Raw genomic sequence first — 18097 nt, 5'->3', positions numbered from 1 at the left:
GAAGCAATCTCGTGATCCTGGCAACAGACGAAAAGAGGGGGACACCACGAAAGTCAGGGGAACCTGACAGATCCGGTCATGACCGCCTCAAGTCGCACGCTCACGATCGGTGATCTGGAAGCAGGATTTTCAAGCTATTGCCAAGCCTTGCGTCGGCTTGTCTCTGAAGGGCGATCCATGACGGCCATTCAGCGCACCATCTGCTGGGACTATCTCCAACGCCTGCATCGGTCACTGCCTCAGAGCTATCGCTCCCCTGAGGATCTTGTGCTCCGCTATCAGCGCTCCCATCAGATGAATGACACGGCCTCAAAGGCAGACTGAGAACCCTCAAGGGATTTTCGGCGATGCGAGCACTGTTGATTGTCGCTGGGTTATTGATTGCTCTTGCTTTGCCAGCACAGAGGGGCAGCGCCCTATCCACAGATGGCGCCCAGCTGTTTGACCTCCACTGCGCCGGATGTCACCCCAACGGCGGGAACATCATTCGCCGCGGTCGTTCATTGAAATTGAAGGATCTATCAAAACGAGGCCTGGACAATCCAGAAGCGATTGCAGCGATCGCCAGAGAGGGAATCGGCCAAATGAGTGGTTATGGCGACGCCCTCGGCGAGGGAAACGAACACGTTGTTGGCGAATGGGTCTGGCTTCAAGCTCAGAACGCTTGGACCCAGGGATAAACATCCAGACGCGTCCAGATACCCTCGCGCCAATAGACATCTGCTTCTAGCAGCGCGCGAACCGCGGATTCACTCTCCATTTCGAACACTCCAAACACATGAGTGCTGCCCTCAGTAGGGCCCAGAGTGATCAAGGTGCCGTCGTCCTTGAGACTTTGCAGTCGAGCAAGATGCTCATCCCGAAAAGGCACTCTTTTCTGAAGAGCATCTTCGCAGTACAGACCCCAGAGAACGAATCGAGCCATAGGTTGCTTGTCCAGTTGGTACAAAACCGAGGCAAAGGATGGCACATGCTGCACATCAAGCGCTATGTTCAGTGAGTAGATGTTTTTAACGACCATGCTTACAGGTGCTGACCTGCTGAACAAAGTGAAGGAGCTGGGTGATGTCAGCAAGTCTGATCTCGTCCGTGCCTGCGGTTATGTGTCCAACAAGAAGGATGGTGGGGAGCGCCTCAACTTCACCGCCTTCTACGAAGCACTACTCGAAGCCAAGGGAGTGAATCTCGGTGCTACTGGCGTTGCCGGAATCGGCAAAGGCGGTCGCAAGCTTTCCTACGTCGCCACCGTTCAAGGCAACGGCAATCTGTTGATCGGTAAGGCCTACACAGCCATGCTCGATCTCAAGCCTGGTGATGAGTTCGAAATCAAGCTTGGCCGCAAGCAGATTCGTCTCGTCCCCGTCGGCGGCACAGACGAAGACGAAGAGTGATCATCAGCCGGCAGCCTCTCGAAGTTCCCGGCAAAATTCACCTGCTTCCGCCGCTGCGCAACCCGGTTGTGCAGCGGCGATTCTTTTGACTAAGGCACTGCCAATAATGGCGCCATCAGCCCCCCACTCACGGACCTGACGGACCTGATCAGCCCCTGAGATTCCAAACCCAACCGCAACAGGTCCAGCCTCCAATCCCTTTAACGAAAGCACCAGCTCTGCCACACGATCTTGAAGAGATGCACGTTCACCCGTCACTCCTGTAACGCTGACGAGATACGTGAATCCGCGGCTGGATGTCGCGATCCTGCGCCGACGCTCTTCTGGAGTGGTGGGCGCCACAAGCAGAACCAGATCAAGGCCTTGCTGAGCAGCCAGCGGAGACAAACGTTCAGCTTCTTCCAAGGGAAGATCGGGCACGACCAGTCCTGCGACTCCAGCAGCTGCCGCTTCAGCGAAGAATTGTTCCGCACCACGGTTCAGCAGTGGATTGCTGTAGGTGAACAGCACGACTGGCATCGTCAAACGATCGCGCAAACCATGCAGCATGGTCAGAACGTTGGATGGCGTGGTGTTCTGAGCCAGCGCCCGATAAGCGGCAGATTGAATCACCGGACCATCCGCCAGTGGATCGCTGTAAGGAATGCCCAGTTCCACCACATCAGCACCATTGGATTGAAGGCTGAGAAGAATTTCGGCCGTACTTTCGAGATTCGGATCTCCAGCCACGATGAAAGGCATCAGTGCGAGACGCTGCTCACGAGCGGTCTGGGCGAAGACCTCAGCGATTCTTGACGAGGGCTGCATCGCAGAGTCAGACAATGTGATGGCAGCGAGCCTACGAGTCGGAAGAAACCTTGTCCTGGGATTCCTCAGGCTTCTCACCAGAGACTGAGGCCAATAATGCCGCTTGCTCTTCAGGAGTCATGGCATCGAAACGCGCCTGCAACTGCTGATCCGTAAGAGCGTCGTACTCAGCTCTGTAATTGCGCCTTTGTTGCATGTAGGTCATTCGACCGGTGATGACCCGAAAGAGATAACTGCTTGTCCACACAACCACCACAAGCACCAACAGAGCTTCTGCAGCGATACCAGCTGAAAATCCCTCCAGACCCAGTGCTTGAAAAGCCGCATATCCCAGGGCCCCGGCCACTAGCAGGGCGGCTCCTAGCGACAAAACTCCTGCTCGCGTCAAATCAAACGTCTCCTTGGCCGCTGAGTCGCAGATTGAGGAAGGGTGCAAAGAGGATCAACCCTGGGAAGAAAAGAAAGACCAGTCCATAGATTCCCAGTCGCTCCAGCTTCCCCATCACCGTCCAGCGACGGTTCATCCAGAAATAAAGAAAGAGCGGGATGACCACGAGATAAGCCGCTCCGAGGGCGCCGTAGGCACCGATCACCAGGAGAGTCTCCTGGGGAAAAGCATTCAGAAGCGTCTCAATCGTCACTGATGATTCCCGTCCACAGGAGAATCTAGGATGCCGCATCGGAACCAGTGGGTTTCCGGGGGCGTGGCGGAATCGGTAGACGCACGCGACTTAAAATCGTTTGAGCTGAAAAGCTTGTGGGGGTTCAAGTCCCCCCGCCCCCATCCGACCTTCCTGTTGAGCGGACCCTTCTATGGGCAGTCTGTGAATCCCTCTCTACGTTCTGGGGCAAGGAATCAGATCGGCGCATGACTACGTCCCCAATCTCTACCGCTCAATTGGGCGAAGAGCCGATGGAGTTGGTTCGATCCCGGGAAAGGGATGCGGGACTGAAGCCATGGGACCTCTGGGGGACCTATCTCAGCGACCGCCAGTGGGGAACGGTCCGTGAGGATTATTCGGACGATGGCAATGCCTGGAACTCTTTTCCCTTCGATCACAGCCACTTACGAACTTATCGCTGGGGTGAAGATGGACTTCTCGGACTGAGCGATGAAAACGGTCTGCTTTGCTTCGCTCCCGTGCTTTGGAACGGGAAAGATCCTGTGCTCAAGGAACGCTTGTTCGGTCTGGGCAACCCTGAAGGCAATCACGGGGAAGACCTCAAAGACACGATGTACCACCAGGCGGGCACACCGACCTGCAGCTACGCCAAGGCCCTGTACCGCTATCCGCAGGAACGCTTTCCCTACGAACGGCTGCGGGATGAGAACCGACGCCGCAGCCGGGATGAGCCTGAATTCGAGTTGGTCGACACCGGAATTTTCTCTGAAAACCGCTTCTTCGATCTGGAAGTCGAATACGCGAAGGTCTCTCCGGAGGATCTGCTGATCCGCCTCACGGTGACCAACCAGGGATCAGAAGCCGCGGATCTTCATCTGCTTCCCAGTCTCTGGTTCCGCAACACCTGGGACTGGGGTGATGAAGACAGTGCGCGGCCACGACTTCGTGTTGCAGGCGATGCCGTAGTGAGTGATGCATTGAAAGGGTTGGCGTCTTACAACCTCAGCTGCAGCGAGCAGGGCAACTGGCTGTTCACGGAGAATGAAACCAACACCGAGCGCCTCTACAACCAACCGCTTCACCAGCCTTATGTGAAGGATGCTTTTCACCGATATCTGATCGAAGCACAAACAGACGCAGTGAACCCAAGCGGCGAGGGAAGCAAAGCGGCGCTTCATCTCCAACGCCGTCTCGAACCAGGCGAGGTCTGGCAGGTGAATCTGCGCCTCTGCCGGCATGACCATCACGGAGCGAAGGCTCCAGACCCGATGGAGTCCAGTCAAGTGGACGCCGTCATTCGCCAGCGCCGACAGGACTGGGAGGATCACTTGCAGTGGGTGGCACCCGGCCTTGGTACGGAAGATCGGGCGATCCACGCCGCGGCCGCAGCCGGACTGTTCTGGTGTCGCAAGTTTTACAACTGGTATGTCGCCCGATGGTTGCGCGGCGACAGCAATGCTCCGCGTCCTCCTGAGCAGCGTTGGCACACAGAGAACGCCTACTGGAAGACCCTGCGTGCACGCAACATCATTTCGATGCCCGACTGCTGGGAATATCCCTATTTCTGCCAGTGGGATCTGATGGTTCACGCCGTAGCTTTTGCAGAACTCGACCCCGGTGAAGCGAAACGTCAGGCCCGCATGCTGCGACAGGCGAGCCTGACAGCCAACAACGGGCAATCACCCGCCTATGAATGGGCCTTGTCCGATGCCAATCCACCGATCGGAGCCTGGGCCAGCCTGCGCATTTTCCAGATCTCCCAGCGCAGCCATGGGCAAAAGGACTATCCCTTCCTTCGCGCCAGCCTGCGGGAACTTCTGCTCGAATACGGCTGGTGGGCCAACCGCACGGATCGCAACGGCGACAGCCTGTTCGAAGGCGGCTTCCTCGGACTCGACAACATCGCCATCTTCGATCGCCGCTACCCCCTGAGAGACGGCAGTCGGATCGAGCAATCCGATGGCACAGCCTGGATGGGAATGCTCAGTCTCAACATGCTGGAGGCCTGCGTTCTGCTTGCGAGTGATCGCGAGGAATACAAAGGCTTATGCGAGCGCTTTGTCAGCGACTTCAGTCGGCTGACCTATGCCCTGAACAGTCCCTCAGGGCGTGGATTCGTGAATTGGGATGAAGCGGATGGTTTTTATTACGACGTGCTGAAACGGCCGGACGGGAGCTCCGATTACCTGCGCACCCGCTCTCTGAGCGGGCTGATTCCACTGCTAGCCATCGCCACCTTTGATGCCCAGACAGTGGATTCAATTCCAGCCCTGGATGTTCGCAGCTACCTCAATGAACTGGGGAAAGAGCGCGGGGTCCCCTTTGATGCGATCACGCACCTCGGCACATGGCACCGGGACCGGGTTTTGTTTTCGATCGTGCCTCCCGATCGCTTGCGTCGGATTCTCACCAGAGTGTTCGATGAGCAGGAGTTCCTGTCTCCTTACGGCATTCGCAGCCTCTCGAAGATCTACGACAAAAATCCTTACTCCTACCAGCAGGGAGACGACTACGCCACGATCAGCTACAGCCCAGCAGACAGCCCTGTCGCCATGTTCGGAGGCAACTCCAACTGGCGTGGCCCCATCTGGATGCCGATCAACTACCTTCTGATCGAAGCGCTCCAGAAATTCGGTCATTTCTTTGGCGACGATTTCAAAATGGAATTCCCGACAGGGTCCGGCCGGGAATTAAATCTCTGGCAGATTTCTCTGGAGTTAGAACAACGACTGATCGGCATCTTCCGCCGCGACGCCGACGGACGACGGGCCTTCAATGGTCCCGTTGAACAGTTTCAGCAGGACCCTCTGTGGCGTGATCTCTTCCTATTCAATGAATATTTTCATGGCTGCAGCGGCGCGGGCGTCGGAGCCAGTCATCAGACAGGGTGGAGCGCCATTGTTGCCAAAATGATCACGCAGTTGAATCGTTGGCAGCCTTAACCCCCTCCAGTCGGTTCGGCTCAACACGCATCTCCTGACGTCACCGAAAGCCTTACCTACCGTTTAGGTAGTGCTTTAAGTGCCACTGATGGACTTTGCTACCTGCTCCGCGCAGCGTCAGACGCCGATGGAGCCCAAAGGCGATCACTTCAATGTGGTGATCATCGGCAGCGGTGCAGGCGGCGGTTCTCTGGCACGGGCCCTGGCCGATTCAGGGCATTCGATTCTGATCCTGGAGCGAGGTGGCTGGCTGCCGCGAGAACCTCAGAACTGGGACCCAGTGGAAGTCTTTCAGAAGGATCGCTACGTCTCAACCGATCCCTGGCTCGACAAGAACGGAAAGGAATTTCAACCCGGAAGTCATTACTTCGTCGGTGGTGCTTCAAAGATGTATGGAGCAGCCCACTTCCGCCTTCGGGAAAGGGATTTTGAATCGGTGATTCACGTCGACGGCGAGTCACCGGAGTGGCCCCTCAAATACGACGTCTTCGAGCCTTACTACCGCAAAGCCGAAGAGTGGTATCACGTGCATGGCGAACGAGGAGAGGACCCCACCGAGCCACCGGCGTCATCGCCTTACCCCTACGCACCGATCAGCCACGAACCTCGGATGCAGAAACTGGTGACTGATCTGCGCTCCGCCGGTCTTCATCCGTTCCATGCACCAACCGGCGTGGCCATGAATGAGCTGGATCCAGCCTTCAGCGCCTGTGTGCGCTGCAATCGCTGCGACGGTTTCCCCTGTCTCGTGCACGCCAAAGGCGATGCCGAGGTGATGGGTGTACGTCCAGCCCTGGATCACGACAACGTTTTTATGCTGACCGAAGCGGAAGTCTGCAAGCTCAAGACTGACGCCAGCGGTCGTGAGATCACCGAAGTCGTTGTGAATCACCGTGGTGAAGAGCGCCGCTTCCGGGGAGACATTGTGGTGATTTCAGCTGGGGCAGCGAACTCTGCCCGACTGTTGCTGATGTCGGCCAATGATGCCCATCCCAAGGGACTGGCGAACAGCTCCGATCAGGTGGGAAGGAATTACATGTTCCACAACTGCAAGGCCGTGGTGGCCCTTGCCCATGAGCCAAACACAACAATCTTCCAGAAGACCGTCGCAGTGAACGACTGGTATTTCGGCGACAACGCCTTCGATTACCCGATGGGCAATGTGCAGATGACCGGCAAGACGAACGGAGCCATGATCAAGGGCTACAAGCCTCGTTTAACGGCTCTCGCTCCCACCTGGAGCATGGATCGCATCGCTGAGCATTCGCTTGATTTCTGGTTGCAAACCGAAGACCTGCCACGCCCCGACAACCGGGTCACCGTGAATGCCAACGGCCAGATCAAGCTGAGCTACACCATGACCAACGACCGGGCATCCCAGGAGCTGATAAACAGACTGGAAGGCCTTCTCGACAAGCTTTATCTGCAAAATCACCTGGCTGAGCGTCAGGTGTACTTCGCCTCCTCCATGGATATTGCAGCTGTCGGTCACCAGATGGGGACCTGCCGCTTCGGCACCGATCCCGCCACATCGGTACTAGACCTCAACTGCCGCACCCATGATGTGGACAATCTTTATGTGGTGGATACAAGCTTCTTTCCCAGCAGTTCGGCAGTGAATCCTTCACTCACCGCGATTGCTAATGCGATCCGCGTCGCCGATCACCTCAAGGAGCGGTTGGGCTGATCAGCCCAGCCAGGACTGAACTTTCGGTGCAACGAAAGCCAGGTCCAGGCTGAAAGGACCTCCTCCAGCAGTGATCAGCACACCACACATCACCACGTACATGGCTGCTTTTTCCCAACTCGGAGGGTCGCCCACACCCATGGGTCCCACATAATCACCTTCCGGAATCTGAAAGGGATCTGGGGCAATAAAGGGAAATCCATTCTTGATCTCCAACACAACGGCGTAAAGCATCGAAACAGCGATCGCCAATGCAGCAAGAGGTGTGAGAACTCCGAAGATCAGAGCAATCCCTCCGGCCCACATTGAAAAAGCCGAGAGGAAACAGAGCCAAGCCGGAGTGTTCATCGCTGCAGCCCAGGTGCTGAGATTGCTTAACTTCGGCCACCCGTGGCGAATGAACACCAGTCCCGTGAACACACGCAGCAAAAGCAAGCCTCCTGCAGCGGGCCCGGTCGGCGCAGCGGGGAGAATCAGGGAGATGAGATCCAACGAACAGGACGCATTTACCGAACGCTAGAAAGCAAGCCCAACCTGAACGTTAAGGATTGTCTTAAGACTCGATCCAGAGTCGATGCCCATCAGGATCACTCAGCAATCGGCCGTGCCCAGCATCCGGATCGCGCACAAGGATTTGCGCGTACAACGCATCCTGAGGCTGCAGAGACGCTGCTGTTGGTTCGCAAGGGGCCGGGTGCAGATAACGAAGGAACTCCACCCCACAGGGACTGGAGCCACTCACGCCGTGAATCGCAACCCGAGCATCTTTCAGGCCATCCAAGCGCTCCTGTTCAAGCCCCTGATTGAGCGTGGCGTAACGCAACTGGAGCCTGAGATCACAGCCGTAGAAAGCAAGGCTGCGGTCGCTGTCACTGATGGCGATCGCTGTGTGATCAAGCCCTTGAAAGAGCGGAGGATTGGACTGATGCCAACGGGGGTGGCCCAGTTCGGAGGGAAACCACAGCAGTTCCATGGCATGGCCGGCCGCGTTCCTGAACTTCCATGCCGCTACTCCGTTGGGGAGCCACTGGGGGGAATCGGAAATGGGTGTCACCATCGGCATCAAACAGGCAGCCGCACGGTTCATGTCACTCACCACGATCGCCACGTGCTGAAACCACAAGGTGTTGGCAGGGCCCGGTTGTAAAGACGTTGCGGGAGGACAGTCCTCAAACGTGATGGTGTCAAGACGTTCCGAGCCGAGGCGATGGTGATGCACTGTCGCTCGTCCTTCATTGAGGCCGAAACGACGCCGGAGCGCTGCGCCATCGAGCATCGTGCTGCCGTGGGCAGTGACGCCGAGGGCGCTGAACAGTGGATCAAGAGCATGCGGTTCTGGCAGAGAGAACGCCACTCCCTCCACCGCGGGCGAGGGTCGAAGGGAGTCAGTCATGGCCAGACAAAACGCTTTAAAGGCGTCTTAGCGCGTTCTGGAGGACGCAACACAACACAGCAAGCCCGACAAAAACCGGCTATCCAATGAGAGTCTTTCACCAATTCCCATGACCAACCAGGTCCCCAAGGCCATGACATCACTTTGTCTTCGCGACAAAGTGATCATTGTCACCGGCGGCAATTCCGGAATCGGCAAGTCGATCGTTGAAGCGGTTGGCGGCCTGGGCGCGAAAGTGGTGATCGATTACCGCTCCCATCCCGAACGCACCGAAGAGCTGATCGAAGAAATCGGCGAACTGGGCGGCCAAGCCATTGGTGTTCAGGCCGACGTGGCCAAGCTGGATGATCTTCAACGGCTGATTGACACTGCAGTGAAGACGTTCGGAAAGGTCGACGTCATGGTGAACAACGCAGGAATCGAAACCCGTACCTCGATCCTCAACACCACTCCCGAGGACTACGACAAAGTGATGAATGTGAATCTCCGTGGCGTGTTCTTCGCCACGCAGTTCGCAGCCAAACAGATGATCGCTCAAGGCAGCGGCGGCAGGATCATCAACATCTCATCGGTTCATGAAGACTGGCCGATGCCGGACAACACGCCCTACTGCGTGGCCAAGGGCGGTGTGCGCATGCTCACCCGCACCGCCGGTGTGGAACTGGCTAGCAAAGGAGTCTCGATTGTGAATGTGGGTCCCGGAGCCGTGGCGACGCCAATCAACGACTCCACGATCAACAATCCTGAGCTTTTGGCCAAGCTCAATGCAGCGATCCCCATGGGGCGCATGGCTCAGCCCGAAGAAATCGCCTCCGTGGTGGCATTTCTCGCCAGCAATGGAGCCAGCTACATGACCGCTACCAGCGTGTTTGCTGACGGCGGCATCATGATGAGCAGCCCTGGGCTCTGAGCTCAAAACAGTCGGCGCCAGCTCGGGCGATCGCAGTGTCCTGATCAGGAGTCATCCCAGACACGCCGATCGCCCCCACCACAACTCCCTGGGAGCGCAGCACAAGACCACCAGCCATCAGAGCGCAAGGCTGGTGGAGAACCCCCTGCAGCGAGAGCAAGGCCAGACGCCCGGATGCGATGGCCTGCTCGGCAGCGGCGCTGTCGTTTCCTGTCAAAGCGGCCGTCCGCGCTTTGGCTGTGGCCGCTTCAACGCTTGCCGCTGATGCGCCATCGATCCGACTGAAACGGATCAGCAGTCCAGCCCCATCCACCACTGCAATCGACACCTGCGACGCAGAGCGTTCAGCCGCCTGGAGCGCGGAGGAGACAATCGCCTCGGCATCAGCGAGGTCCAGGCAAGGAATCATCTGCATGGATTCAGGTCCACTGAATGGCCATCTTCCAGAGATGCCCTTCCAATTCCACACCTGCAGCCAGGGCCTCTAAGGCATCCGCAGAGAGCTTCAGCGTGGCTGAGGCCTGATGCAAAAGAATGTCGACGCCTGTGAATTGAAAGCCCATCCCAGCCCCCATGGCAGCGATGTCATTAAGGCATGCGGCGGAGTGGAACTGTTTCAGCAGGTCGGAATCACCTTTCACCTTGCTGAGAAACGCTTCAAGTTGAGGATTACTGGTCATTGGAGTTCAGAAATGGGTCAGGGCAGGGCTGGGTGCTGAAGGCCCCTGGTGTTGACGTGGATGGAATACACGGTGTCCCAACTGCACAGAAACAGTCGGTTGCCATGAACACCGCCAAAACAGAGATTGCTGACGAGGCGCGGCGTGGCAATGCGCCCCAGCAGAGTTCCGTCGGGAGCGATGCAGTGCACACCATTGCCTGCGCTGCTCCAGACATTGCCGACCTCATCCACACGAATGCCATCGGCATTGCCGTTATTCACCCGGTGGAAATCCCGTCGTCCTTCGAGTTGCCGGCCACCCTCAACAACATCAAACACGTGAATCAGTCGATCGGCAACGGGATCGTCCGGGGCTCCGGTATCGACGACGTACAACAGGGACTCATCCGGCGAAAAGGCCAGACCATTCGGACCAGACACTTCATCTGGGGTGGTCATGGCTTGCAATGAGCCATCCGCTGGGTCAAAGCGGTAAACCACAGGAGCTTGCAACGAAGACCGCCGACCGCCCTCGTAATCATTGACAAGCCCATACACCGGATCACTAAACCAGATGGTGCCGTCCCGTTTCACCACCACATCATTGGGTGTATTGAGAGACTTTCCCTGATGGGAGTCCACCAACGACGTCACTTTGCCGTTGTGCTCGGTTCGCAACACGGCACGATCGCGGTGGCTGCATGTCAGCAAACGTCCTTGACGATCCCGCGTCTGACCATTCGGGAATCCTGCACTGTGGCGGAACACGCTCAATCCATGCACCTCATCCCAAGCAAGAATTCGGTCGTTGGGGATATCGGAAACCAAAAGGCGCTGCTGATCACCAAGCCACACAGGACCTTCAAGCCATCGGCAACCATCAAACAGACGTTCCAACTGGGCATTGAACAAGACCAGAGAACTGAATCGAGGATCCAGCGCCTCAAGCCTTGTTTCAACGAAATCGCTTCGGTAAATGTTCATCGCTGCGATCGCTTGTTTCAGCTGAATGAACCTGGGGGAAGATTGCGCCAGGCATTGTCATTGCGCTGGATCACCAGCTGCACGCACGGTTCATCGCCAACCTGTTCGGACAGATGGCCGAAACGACCATCGGATGTCATCACGCAGCCCTGATCTCCCCCATAGGAGTATTCACCAGCTTTCATGACAACCCGCTGACCATCCATGCTCGTAACAGCCCAAGCTCCGCGCAAGATGTAGATCCATTTGGGCTCAGGGTTTTCATGCCAATCGGCTGTCCAACCCACGGGCAGATACGTCACGAATGCATTACCGTCCTTGATCAGATCGCGGGAGAACTGCGGTGAGTTTCGCGGCCCGAGGCGGCCGAGCTTGAACTCACTGATCGTGCAGAGCTGATGACGACTCATGCCCTCGGCGTCCGTCCACAGATGCCAATACTGTTCTGCAGCGGGAGTCTGGATTTGGGGATCGCCCATGGAATGAGATGTTCGCCTCCACGAACCCTATTCAGTTCGTCTCCGCTTGCCCATCCACATGCACCGACCAATTCAACGTTTCACCTGCATGGAACAGCACGGGCCATTCACCGGCTTCGAGCCCCGACTCTGCGAACTGGTTCGCTGGCTCCGATGCAAGGTGATTGGGAACCTTCTGTTTCCGTTTCACAAGTGTGAGGGATTCGTCATTCAGGGGAAGGCCGTAGAAACGGGGCCCATGCTCACTGGCAAACCCCTGGAGATGCTCAAGAGCCCCCTCCTGCTCGAACACGGCGGCATAACTTTCGAGAGCATGCACCGCATTGAAGATGCCGGCACACCCACAGGCCGATTCCTTGCCTGAACGAGGATGGGGTGCTGAATCGGTTCCGAGAAAGAAACAGGACAGGCCACTGGTGGCCGCCTTCACCAAGGCGCGTCGATGGCATTCCCTCTTCACAACCGGAAGGCAATAGAAGTCGCTGCGCAAACCACCCATGAACATCGCGTTGCGATTGAGATGCAGATGATGCGGCGTGATGGTGGCTGCCAGGCGCGAATCACCGGCCAAGCTTGCAGTACGAATGAAATCGACAGCCTGCTCCGTGGTGATGTGTTCCAGCACGATGCGCAGGGCCGGATAACGCTGGCGAAGGGGGATCAGGTGGGATTCGATGAATGCAGCTTCCCGATCAAACACATCCACATCAGCATCCGTGACCTCTCCATGGATGAGAAGAGGCATGTCGATAGCCTCCATCCGCTCCAGCACCTTGCTGATCCTGGAGAGATCGCTCACGCCAGCGGCTGAATTGGTGGTGGCATTGGCTGGGTAGAGCTTGGCTGCCGTGAACACGCCTTCCGTGAATCCACGCTCAAGCTCAGATGGATCAATGTGATCGGTGAGATAGGCCGTCATCAGCGGCTCAAATCGCGTATCCGCTGGGACTGCCTCCAAAATTCTCTGTCGGTATGCGCGCGCCTGATCCACCGTGGTCACTGGTGGTTTCAGGTTGGGCATCACAATCGCCCTCGCAAACACCCTGGCTGTCGCAGGAGCGACGGCTCTGAGCATGGCTCCATCGCGCAGGTGCACATGCCAGTCGTCGGGGCGCCGAAGCACCAGCCGGCTGGGACTGTCCTGCAATGGTCAGACCTCCTGAAGAACGGGAAGCTCGCCGACTGCTCGGCGGAGAATCTCTTCGCGATTCTCGCTCACATGGTGATCGGGAAGAAGTTCAAGAAGCTTGAGCTTTTCGAGACGGGTGCGTGTGGCTGATCCAGCAAGCACGACAAGGTAGACAGAACGGCCAACTTCCACGGCTTCCTTGATGGCATTCTCCAACGCCAACGATGCCGTCACACCCAGGTGGGAGACTTCGCTCAGGTCAAACAGCACAGCGTCGCAGTCTTCGATGGCGTTGTGTTCACGACTGATGGTCTTGGCGACACCAAAAATCATCGGGCCGGTGAGCTGGAAGAGCAATAGACGCCCTGAGGCCTGATCGAGCAAAGCCTGCTCCTGCTCTGGCAGTTCAACGTCATCGTCGGTCGTGGTGATGGTCTTCACCCCTTTGGCCTGAAGCGCAGTCATCCGCTCAATCGTGAGCACATTCGCCACGAAAACCCCAATGAACACCGCCCAGATCAAATCAACCAACACAGTGAGAGCGATCACGCCATACGTGATGCAGGCGGCCTTGATCGAGAGATGATGCGCCCGCTTGAGAAAGCTCCAGTCGATGATGTCGAAACCGACCTTGAGGGCGATACCCGCAAGCACGGCCAAGGGGATGCGAGAGGCCAATGGGGCCGCAAGCAGGATCACCAGCATCAGGATCAAGGAACGAACGATGCCCGAAAGGGCAGATCGTCCACCAGCCTGGATATTCACAACGGTCCCCATCGTTGCGCCAGCGCCCGGGAGGCCACCGAACAGCCCAGACATCACATTGCCAAGCCCTTGGCCGATCAGTTCTTTATTGGAATCGTGCTCTGTGCGGGTGAGGCTGTCAGCCACAACCGATGTGAGCAGCGCATCGATACAGCCGAGCATGCCCAGAACCGCACCATTCACCACCATCAAGCGGATCTGATCGGTGGAGAACGTCGGGACTTGAAAGGAGGGGAACTCAGCGGTGAACGCACCGATTCGACGGAACTCCACATCGCCGAACAACGTTAAGGACAGCACTGTTCCGATCACCAGTGCCAACAGCTGGGGAGGGCAGTATCGCTTCAGCTGTTCAGGTGTGAACCAGAGGATCAGCAGTGTGATCACGGCAAGGCCGAGCTCAAGCGGCTGAATCCCTGCCGCGAGCTCCGGAAGACTGCTCAGTGTTCCGATCACTCCCCCACTCGGACTGTTCTGTCCAAGGAAAGGCGCGAGCTGAAGAATCACCAGGATCACGCCGATTCCGGACATGAACCCGGAAATCACCGTGTAGGGCATCATCGTGATGTATCGCCCGAGTCGGAAGAATCCGAACAGGATCTGGAACACACCCGCCAGCACCACCACGGTGAAGGCCATCGCCAGAGCGGTGCCCCGATCAGGAATCTGGCTCGTGAAGCTCAGGATCACCGCGGTGAACACCACCGTCATCGGACCAGTGGGCTCGGAGATGAGCGTGGGTGTCCCCCCGAACAGGGAAGCCATCAAGCCGATGATCACGGCACCCCATAAACCAGCAGCAGCGCCCGCCCCGGAGGCCACTCCGAAGGCCAGTGCCATGGGCAGAGCCACCACAGCAGCTGTCAGTCCTCCGAAGACGTCCCCAAGGATGTTGCGGGTGCTGATGTGATTCAGAAACACGACGTTGCAGGCCAATCGTGGCGGAATGCTAAGTCCGGCAAAGAGAATCGGACCTGTAGGGGCTGATGGTCGAAAGCGCACAATGAGGTCTGGCCTCAAATAGCGATGCCTCCGTTTCTGTCAGCATTTCTGGAAGTTCTGATCGGAATCGCCCTGCTGTTCGGCGGTGGTGAGTTCTTTGTGCAGGGTGCGGTGACCCTGTCGCTGATCTTCGGCATTCCCCAGCTGGTGATTGGACTCACGGTCGTGTCATTGGGCACCAGTGCTCCGGAATTGTTCGTGAGCTTGAGCTCGGTGACACAGGGATTTGATGCCCTTGCCGTGAGCAACGTTGTGGGAAGCAACATTTTCAATGTGATGGTGGTGCTGGGCAGTAGTGCCTTGGTGATGCCCCTTCGGGTAGAGAGCCGACTTGTGCGAAGGGATGTCCCCCTCCTGATTGCCGTCTCGGCTGCCGTTTGGGGAATGGCCTCGGCAGGACGAGTGACCTGGCAGGCGGGGCTTGCGCTGCTTCTAGCGTTAGTGATTAATTCGGTCTGGGAAATCCGCACGGCACGGGAAGAACCCGAAGGTGTGGGTGAAGCCGAACCCGAAGTGAATCCGGATCAGGGCAAACGGGGTGTCGCCCGTGCCCTGGGGCTGCTGCTGATCGGGATCATCCTCCTTGGCGTTGGATCACGCGTTCTGGTGCATGGAGCCAGTGCGGCGGCCACCTTTTTGGGAGTGAGTCAGGCCGTAATCGGGCTGACCATCGTGTCGGCAGGCACCTCCATGCCCGAGCTCATCACCTCACTGGTCGCAGCCGTAAAGGGAAGAACAGATCTGGCGATCGGCAATGTGGTGGGAAGCAATCTGCTCAATCAGCTGCTGGTGCTGGGAGCCAGTGCCGTGGCTGCCGCCGGTGGAACCGGGCTGCAGGTGAGCCCACTGTTGATTCAGCGGGATCTGCCGGTGATGGTGTTGGCCGCCCTGGCCTGCCTTCCGATTTTCTGGACCCGAGGTCGGATCACCCGTCTGGAAGGGGGGATTCTGGTGGCGCTGTACGTCTTCTATGTGGTCGACCAAGTGCTCCCACGCACCTTGCCCACCTGGCAGGACGAATTCCGAATTGTGATGCTCTGCCTGGTCCTGCCTGCCGTCATTGTCGTGATCAGCGTTCAAGCTGGGTTGTATTGGCGACAGCTCAAACGCAATCAAAAACAACGCGATTTGCCTTCGAGGTAATCGGCAACACAACGGTTGCGTCGGCATCCCCACACCGATCGGTGCATTCGTTCACGAAAGGATGACTGCTGTCGAAATGCTGTCCATCCTTAAAGAGCGTCGCTCCGCTTGCCGATGCTCGAGTTGCTCCCATCTCTCAACGATAAAAATCTTCCCTGGCTGGATGTCATCCACCCAATCGTTGTTCACTTCGTGATCGCGATGGCGTTGATCACTGTCGTGTTCGACGTTTTGGGTGTCGTGACACGTCGCCGAAACCTCTTCGAGGTGAGTTTCTGGAACCTTGTGGTGGCCACCGTGGCCATTTTTGTAGCCATCATTTTCGGCCAAATTGAAGCCGGCCTGGCGATGCCTTACGGGGCCTCCAGAGACATTCTCAATTACCACAGCACCATCGGCTGGTCGCTGGCGGGCGTCCTTGGGCTGCTCACAGGATGGCGCTATGTGGTGAGACAGAAAGACCCAACAGCACTGCCCTCGGGATTCCTCGTCATTGATGGCGTGCTGGCCACGCTGGTGTTCTGCCAGGTGTATCTAGGCGACAAGCTCGTTTGGGTCTACGGGCTTCACACCGTGCCCGTGGTGGAAGCGATTCGCAGCGGAGCCGTTTCATGAGCATCGCCACCATCCAATCGTTGATTGCCATCCCCTCACCGATCAACGACATCGTTGACCAACTCGGAGCGAACGATCTTCCTTACGCCATTCCCATTCACCCCAATCTTGTGCACTTCACGATTGGGTTGTTTGCCATTGGCATCGCCTTTGATTTCGCAGGTGCTTTCTATCCCCTCGAAAAAAGGATCTTCCGCTTTCTGGCCCTGCCCGTCACCCGCACGGGATTCCATGATGTGGGCTGGTACAACGTATTGGCTTGCAGTGTGATCACCTTTTTCACGGTGGCCGCAGGCTTCTACGAAATGCTCCTGGCGGTTCCACTGCCCGGAATCCGCAGTGTGATTGGCCAGAACGCCATCGACACCATGCTCTGGCATGCCATTGGCGGAGTCGCTCTGCTCTTGATCATCGTGGCCATGACGGTCTGGCGTGGTTACCAGCGCTTCGTGTGGAGAAAAGATCTCGGCCGTCAGGTGACCTGGCTCTATCTGGCAAGCGGAGCTTTCATCCTGGTTGTGATGGGTGTGCACGGAAGCCTCGGTGCATGGCTCGCAAGCGAATTTGGCGTGCACATCACAGCGGACCAATTGCTTGCCGCAGGCGCTGATCTCAAGGAGGTGCTCCCATGACCACATCGACGGATCGGAAAGGGCCAAACATCAAGGCCATCGTGATCATTTCCATTGGGGTTGCCCTCAACACGGCTCTTGCAGCCCAGATGGCCCAGTGGTCCTACAGCTGGTTCCCACCCCAGGCCTCCAGTGCCGCGCCTTATGTGGATGACCTCTTTGCCCTGGAAACGGCCATTGGCTCCTTTCTTTGGTTCGGCCTCACCGCTGTGATCGCCTGGACGCTTCTATTCAATCGGGCAGCCAAGTACGACGAGAGTTACGGCGAACCGATTGAAGGCAACAACCGACTCGAAATCACCTGGACGATCATTCCCACCGTGATCGTCTTCGCGATTGCGATCTATTCCATGCAGGTGAATGACAAGCTCGATGCACTTGGCCCTAAGCACAAGTACGCCATCGGCAGTGACCCCATTGCCGTTGCCGAAGTGGATCCACGAGCAACAGTTGGGCCGATCGACGTGATTTCACGCCAATGGAGCTGGGAATTTGTCTACCCCGATGGAACAAGAAGTTCCGAGCTTCACCTGCCCGTTGATCAACGCGTTAATTTCCGATTGATCAGCGAAGATGTGAATCACAGCTTTTACGTTCCGGCCTTTCGACTGAAGCAAGACATCATTCCAGGCAGTGTGATTTCCTACAGCCTCACACCCACAAAGCAGGGGCGATTTCGGCTCAGGGACGCCATGTTCAGTGGTACTTACTTTTCCCAGAATCAAACGGACGTGATTGTTGAGTCGGAAGACTCCTACAACCAATGGCTGGCAGCAACAGCGAAACAGCCATTGCAACCTGGCCTGAGCCCTGGCAATGAGCTCTACGCCAAGCGACTGGCCAACGGGAATAAAGGATGGGCGACCGTCCCTCCGGCACCACCACCGATGGTGAATGACCCCGGTGACGCCTCGATCCCCCACGACGCCTGAGA

General features: G+C 57.3%; 22 protein-coding genes and 1 tRNA gene. 11 read left to right on the top strand and 12 right to left on the bottom strand.

Going from position 1 to position 18097, the window contains the following annotated elements:
- Positions 1–78: 78 nt before the first annotated feature.
- A complete protein-coding gene (locus SynPROS71_RS04100) occupies positions 79–324 on the top strand; it encodes a DUF3136 domain-containing protein (protein WP_011932645.1) in 246 nt (81 codons plus the stop codon).
- Positions 325–347: 23 nt separating this feature from the next.
- Positions 348–680 carry a c-type cytochrome gene (locus SynPROS71_RS04095; protein ID WP_186596838.1) on the top strand — a complete coding sequence of 111 codons (333 nt, stop codon included), beginning with the start codon at positions 348–350 and terminating at the stop codon, positions 678–680.
- On the opposite strand, the gene SynPROS71_RS04090 is transcribed toward SynPROS71_RS04095, so the two are convergent.
- Positions 656–925: a YciI family protein gene (locus SynPROS71_RS04090; protein WP_186596836.1), complete on the bottom strand. Its 270-nt coding sequence runs from the start codon at positions 923–925 to the stop codon at positions 656–658. The genes SynPROS71_RS04095 and SynPROS71_RS04090 overlap by 25 nt on opposite strands.
- Before the next feature lie 94 nt (positions 926–1019).
- Between SynPROS71_RS04090 and SynPROS71_RS04085 the strand changes: the two genes are divergently transcribed.
- The gene (locus SynPROS71_RS04085) at positions 1020–1391 is read left to right on the top strand and encodes an AbrB family transcriptional regulator (protein ID WP_186584621.1); all 372 of its coding nucleotides are present in this window, start codon (positions 1020–1022) and stop codon (positions 1389–1391) included.
- Between the two features lie 3 nt (positions 1392–1394).
- Here SynPROS71_RS04085 and trpA read toward each other — a convergent pair whose 3' ends face one another.
- Genes trpA through SynPROS71_RS04070 form a run of 3 tightly spaced genes read right to left on the bottom strand, consistent with a single transcriptional unit; the run spans position 1395 to position 2878 of the window.
- Positions 1395–2198 carry a tryptophan synthase subunit alpha gene (gene trpA, locus SynPROS71_RS04080; protein WP_186596835.1) on the bottom strand — a complete coding sequence of 268 codons (804 nt, stop codon included), beginning with the start codon at positions 2196–2198 and terminating at the stop codon, positions 1395–1397.
- Between the two features lie 31 nt (positions 2199–2229).
- Entirely contained in the window at positions 2230–2586 is a 357-nt protein-coding gene (locus SynPROS71_RS04075) for a DUF3007 family protein (protein ID WP_186596833.1), read from the bottom strand.
- A gap of 1 nt (position 2587) precedes the next feature.
- Positions 2588–2878 carry an NAD(P)H-quinone oxidoreductase subunit L gene (locus tag SynPROS71_RS04070; RefSeq protein ID WP_255442363.1) on the bottom strand — a complete coding sequence of 97 codons (291 nt, stop codon included), beginning with the start codon at positions 2876–2878 and terminating at the stop codon, positions 2588–2590.
- Between the two features lie 18 nt (positions 2879–2896).
- Here SynPROS71_RS04070 and SynPROS71_RS04065 point away from each other — a divergent pair.
- From SynPROS71_RS04065 to SynPROS71_RS04055, 3 genes are all read left to right on the top strand, one after another.
- A tRNA-Leu gene (locus SynPROS71_RS04065) sits at positions 2897–2982 on the top strand.
- A gap of 84 nt (positions 2983–3066) precedes the next feature.
- Positions 3067–5763, top strand: a complete 2697-nt coding sequence (locus tag SynPROS71_RS04060; protein ID WP_186596831.1) for a glucosidase — start codon at positions 3067–3069, stop codon at positions 5761–5763.
- Positions 5764–5851: 88 nt separating this feature from the next.
- On the top strand, positions 5852–7450 hold the full coding sequence (locus tag SynPROS71_RS04055) for a GMC oxidoreductase (RefSeq protein ID WP_186596829.1): 1599 nt from the start codon (positions 5852–5854) through the stop codon (positions 7448–7450).
- Here the strand turns inward: SynPROS71_RS04055 and SynPROS71_RS04050 are convergent, their stop codons facing one another.
- A complete protein-coding gene (locus tag SynPROS71_RS04050; protein WP_186596827.1) occupies positions 7451–7942 on the bottom strand; it encodes a DoxX family protein in 492 nt (163 codons plus the stop codon).
- A 61-nt stretch (positions 7943–8003) separates the two neighbouring features.
- On the bottom strand, positions 8004–8843 hold the full coding sequence (locus tag SynPROS71_RS04045) for a VOC family protein (RefSeq protein ID WP_255442362.1): 840 nt from the start codon (positions 8841–8843) through the stop codon (positions 8004–8006).
- 133 nt (positions 8844–8976) lie between these two features.
- On the opposite strand from SynPROS71_RS04045, the gene SynPROS71_RS04040 reads away from it, so the two are divergent.
- Complete coding sequence (locus SynPROS71_RS04040) at positions 8977–9753, top strand: SDR family NAD(P)-dependent oxidoreductase (RefSeq protein WP_186597857.1); 777 nt, start codon at positions 8977–8979, stop codon at positions 9751–9753.
- Here SynPROS71_RS04040 and SynPROS71_RS04035 read toward each other — a convergent pair.
- Genes SynPROS71_RS04035 through SynPROS71_RS04010 form a run of 6 tightly spaced genes read right to left on the bottom strand, consistent with a single transcriptional unit; the run spans position 9728 to position 14707 of the window.
- Positions 9728–10168, bottom strand: a complete 441-nt coding sequence (locus SynPROS71_RS04035; RefSeq protein WP_186596825.1) for a heme-binding protein — start codon at positions 10166–10168, stop codon at positions 9728–9730. The two genes, SynPROS71_RS04040 and SynPROS71_RS04035, sit on opposite strands and share 26 nt — an antisense overlap.
- 4 nt (positions 10169–10172) lie before the next feature.
- Positions 10173–10433 (bottom strand): Nif11-like leader peptide family natural product precursor, encoded by a 261-nt coding sequence (locus SynPROS71_RS04030; RefSeq protein ID WP_186596823.1) that lies wholly within the window; start codon positions 10431–10433, stop codon positions 10173–10175.
- A 17-nt stretch (positions 10434–10450) separates the two neighbouring features.
- The gene (locus SynPROS71_RS04025) at positions 10451–11398 is read right to left on the bottom strand and encodes an SMP-30/gluconolactonase/LRE family protein (protein ID WP_186596821.1); all 948 of its coding nucleotides are present in this window, start codon (positions 11396–11398) and stop codon (positions 10451–10453) included.
- 17 nt (positions 11399–11415) lie between these two features.
- A complete protein-coding gene (locus SynPROS71_RS04020) occupies positions 11416–11877 on the bottom strand; it encodes a cupin domain-containing protein (RefSeq protein WP_186596819.1) in 462 nt (153 codons plus the stop codon).
- Positions 11878–11908: 31 nt separating this feature from the next.
- Positions 11909–13024 (bottom strand): dihydroorotase, encoded by a 1116-nt coding sequence (gene pyrC / locus SynPROS71_RS04015; RefSeq protein ID WP_186596817.1) that lies wholly within the window; start codon positions 13022–13024, stop codon positions 11909–11911.
- Between the two features lie 3 nt (positions 13025–13027).
- Entirely contained in the window at positions 13028–14707 is a 1680-nt protein-coding gene (locus tag SynPROS71_RS04010) for a SulP family inorganic anion transporter (RefSeq protein ID WP_255442360.1), read from the bottom strand.
- Between the two features lie 90 nt (positions 14708–14797).
- On the opposite strand from SynPROS71_RS04010, the gene SynPROS71_RS04005 reads away from it, so the two are divergent.
- The 4 genes from SynPROS71_RS04005 to SynPROS71_RS03990 all read left to right on the top strand — a co-directional run bounded on the left by SynPROS71_RS04005 (position 14798) and on the right by SynPROS71_RS03990 (position 18095).
- Positions 14798–15916 (top strand): calcium/sodium antiporter, encoded by a 1119-nt coding sequence (locus SynPROS71_RS04005; RefSeq protein WP_186596815.1) that lies wholly within the window; start codon positions 14798–14800, stop codon positions 15914–15916.
- Between the two features lie 114 nt (positions 15917–16030).
- On the top strand, positions 16031–16531 hold the full coding sequence (locus SynPROS71_RS04000; protein ID WP_186596813.1) for a DUF2231 domain-containing protein: 501 nt from the start codon (positions 16031–16033) through the stop codon (positions 16529–16531).
- Positions 16528–17163 carry a DUF2231 domain-containing protein gene (locus tag SynPROS71_RS03995; protein ID WP_186596811.1) on the top strand — a complete coding sequence of 212 codons (636 nt, stop codon included), beginning with the start codon at positions 16528–16530 and terminating at the stop codon, positions 17161–17163. The genes SynPROS71_RS04000 and SynPROS71_RS03995 overlap by 4 nt, the downstream gene beginning before the upstream one ends.
- A complete protein-coding gene (locus tag SynPROS71_RS03990) occupies positions 17160–18095 on the top strand; it encodes a cytochrome c oxidase subunit II (protein ID WP_186596809.1) in 936 nt (311 codons plus the stop codon). Before SynPROS71_RS03995 ends, SynPROS71_RS03990 begins: the two co-directional genes overlap by 4 nt.
- The last annotated feature ends 2 nt before the right edge of the window (positions 18096–18097 follow it).

This window comes from Synechococcus sp. PROS-7-1, from assembly GCF_014279795.1.
Classification (GTDB): Bacteria; Cyanobacteriota; Cyanobacteriia; order PCC-6307; family Cyanobiaceae; genus Synechococcus_C.
Note: the sequence above shows the minus strand (reverse complement) of the source record. Positions and strands in the feature narration are given on the sequence as shown.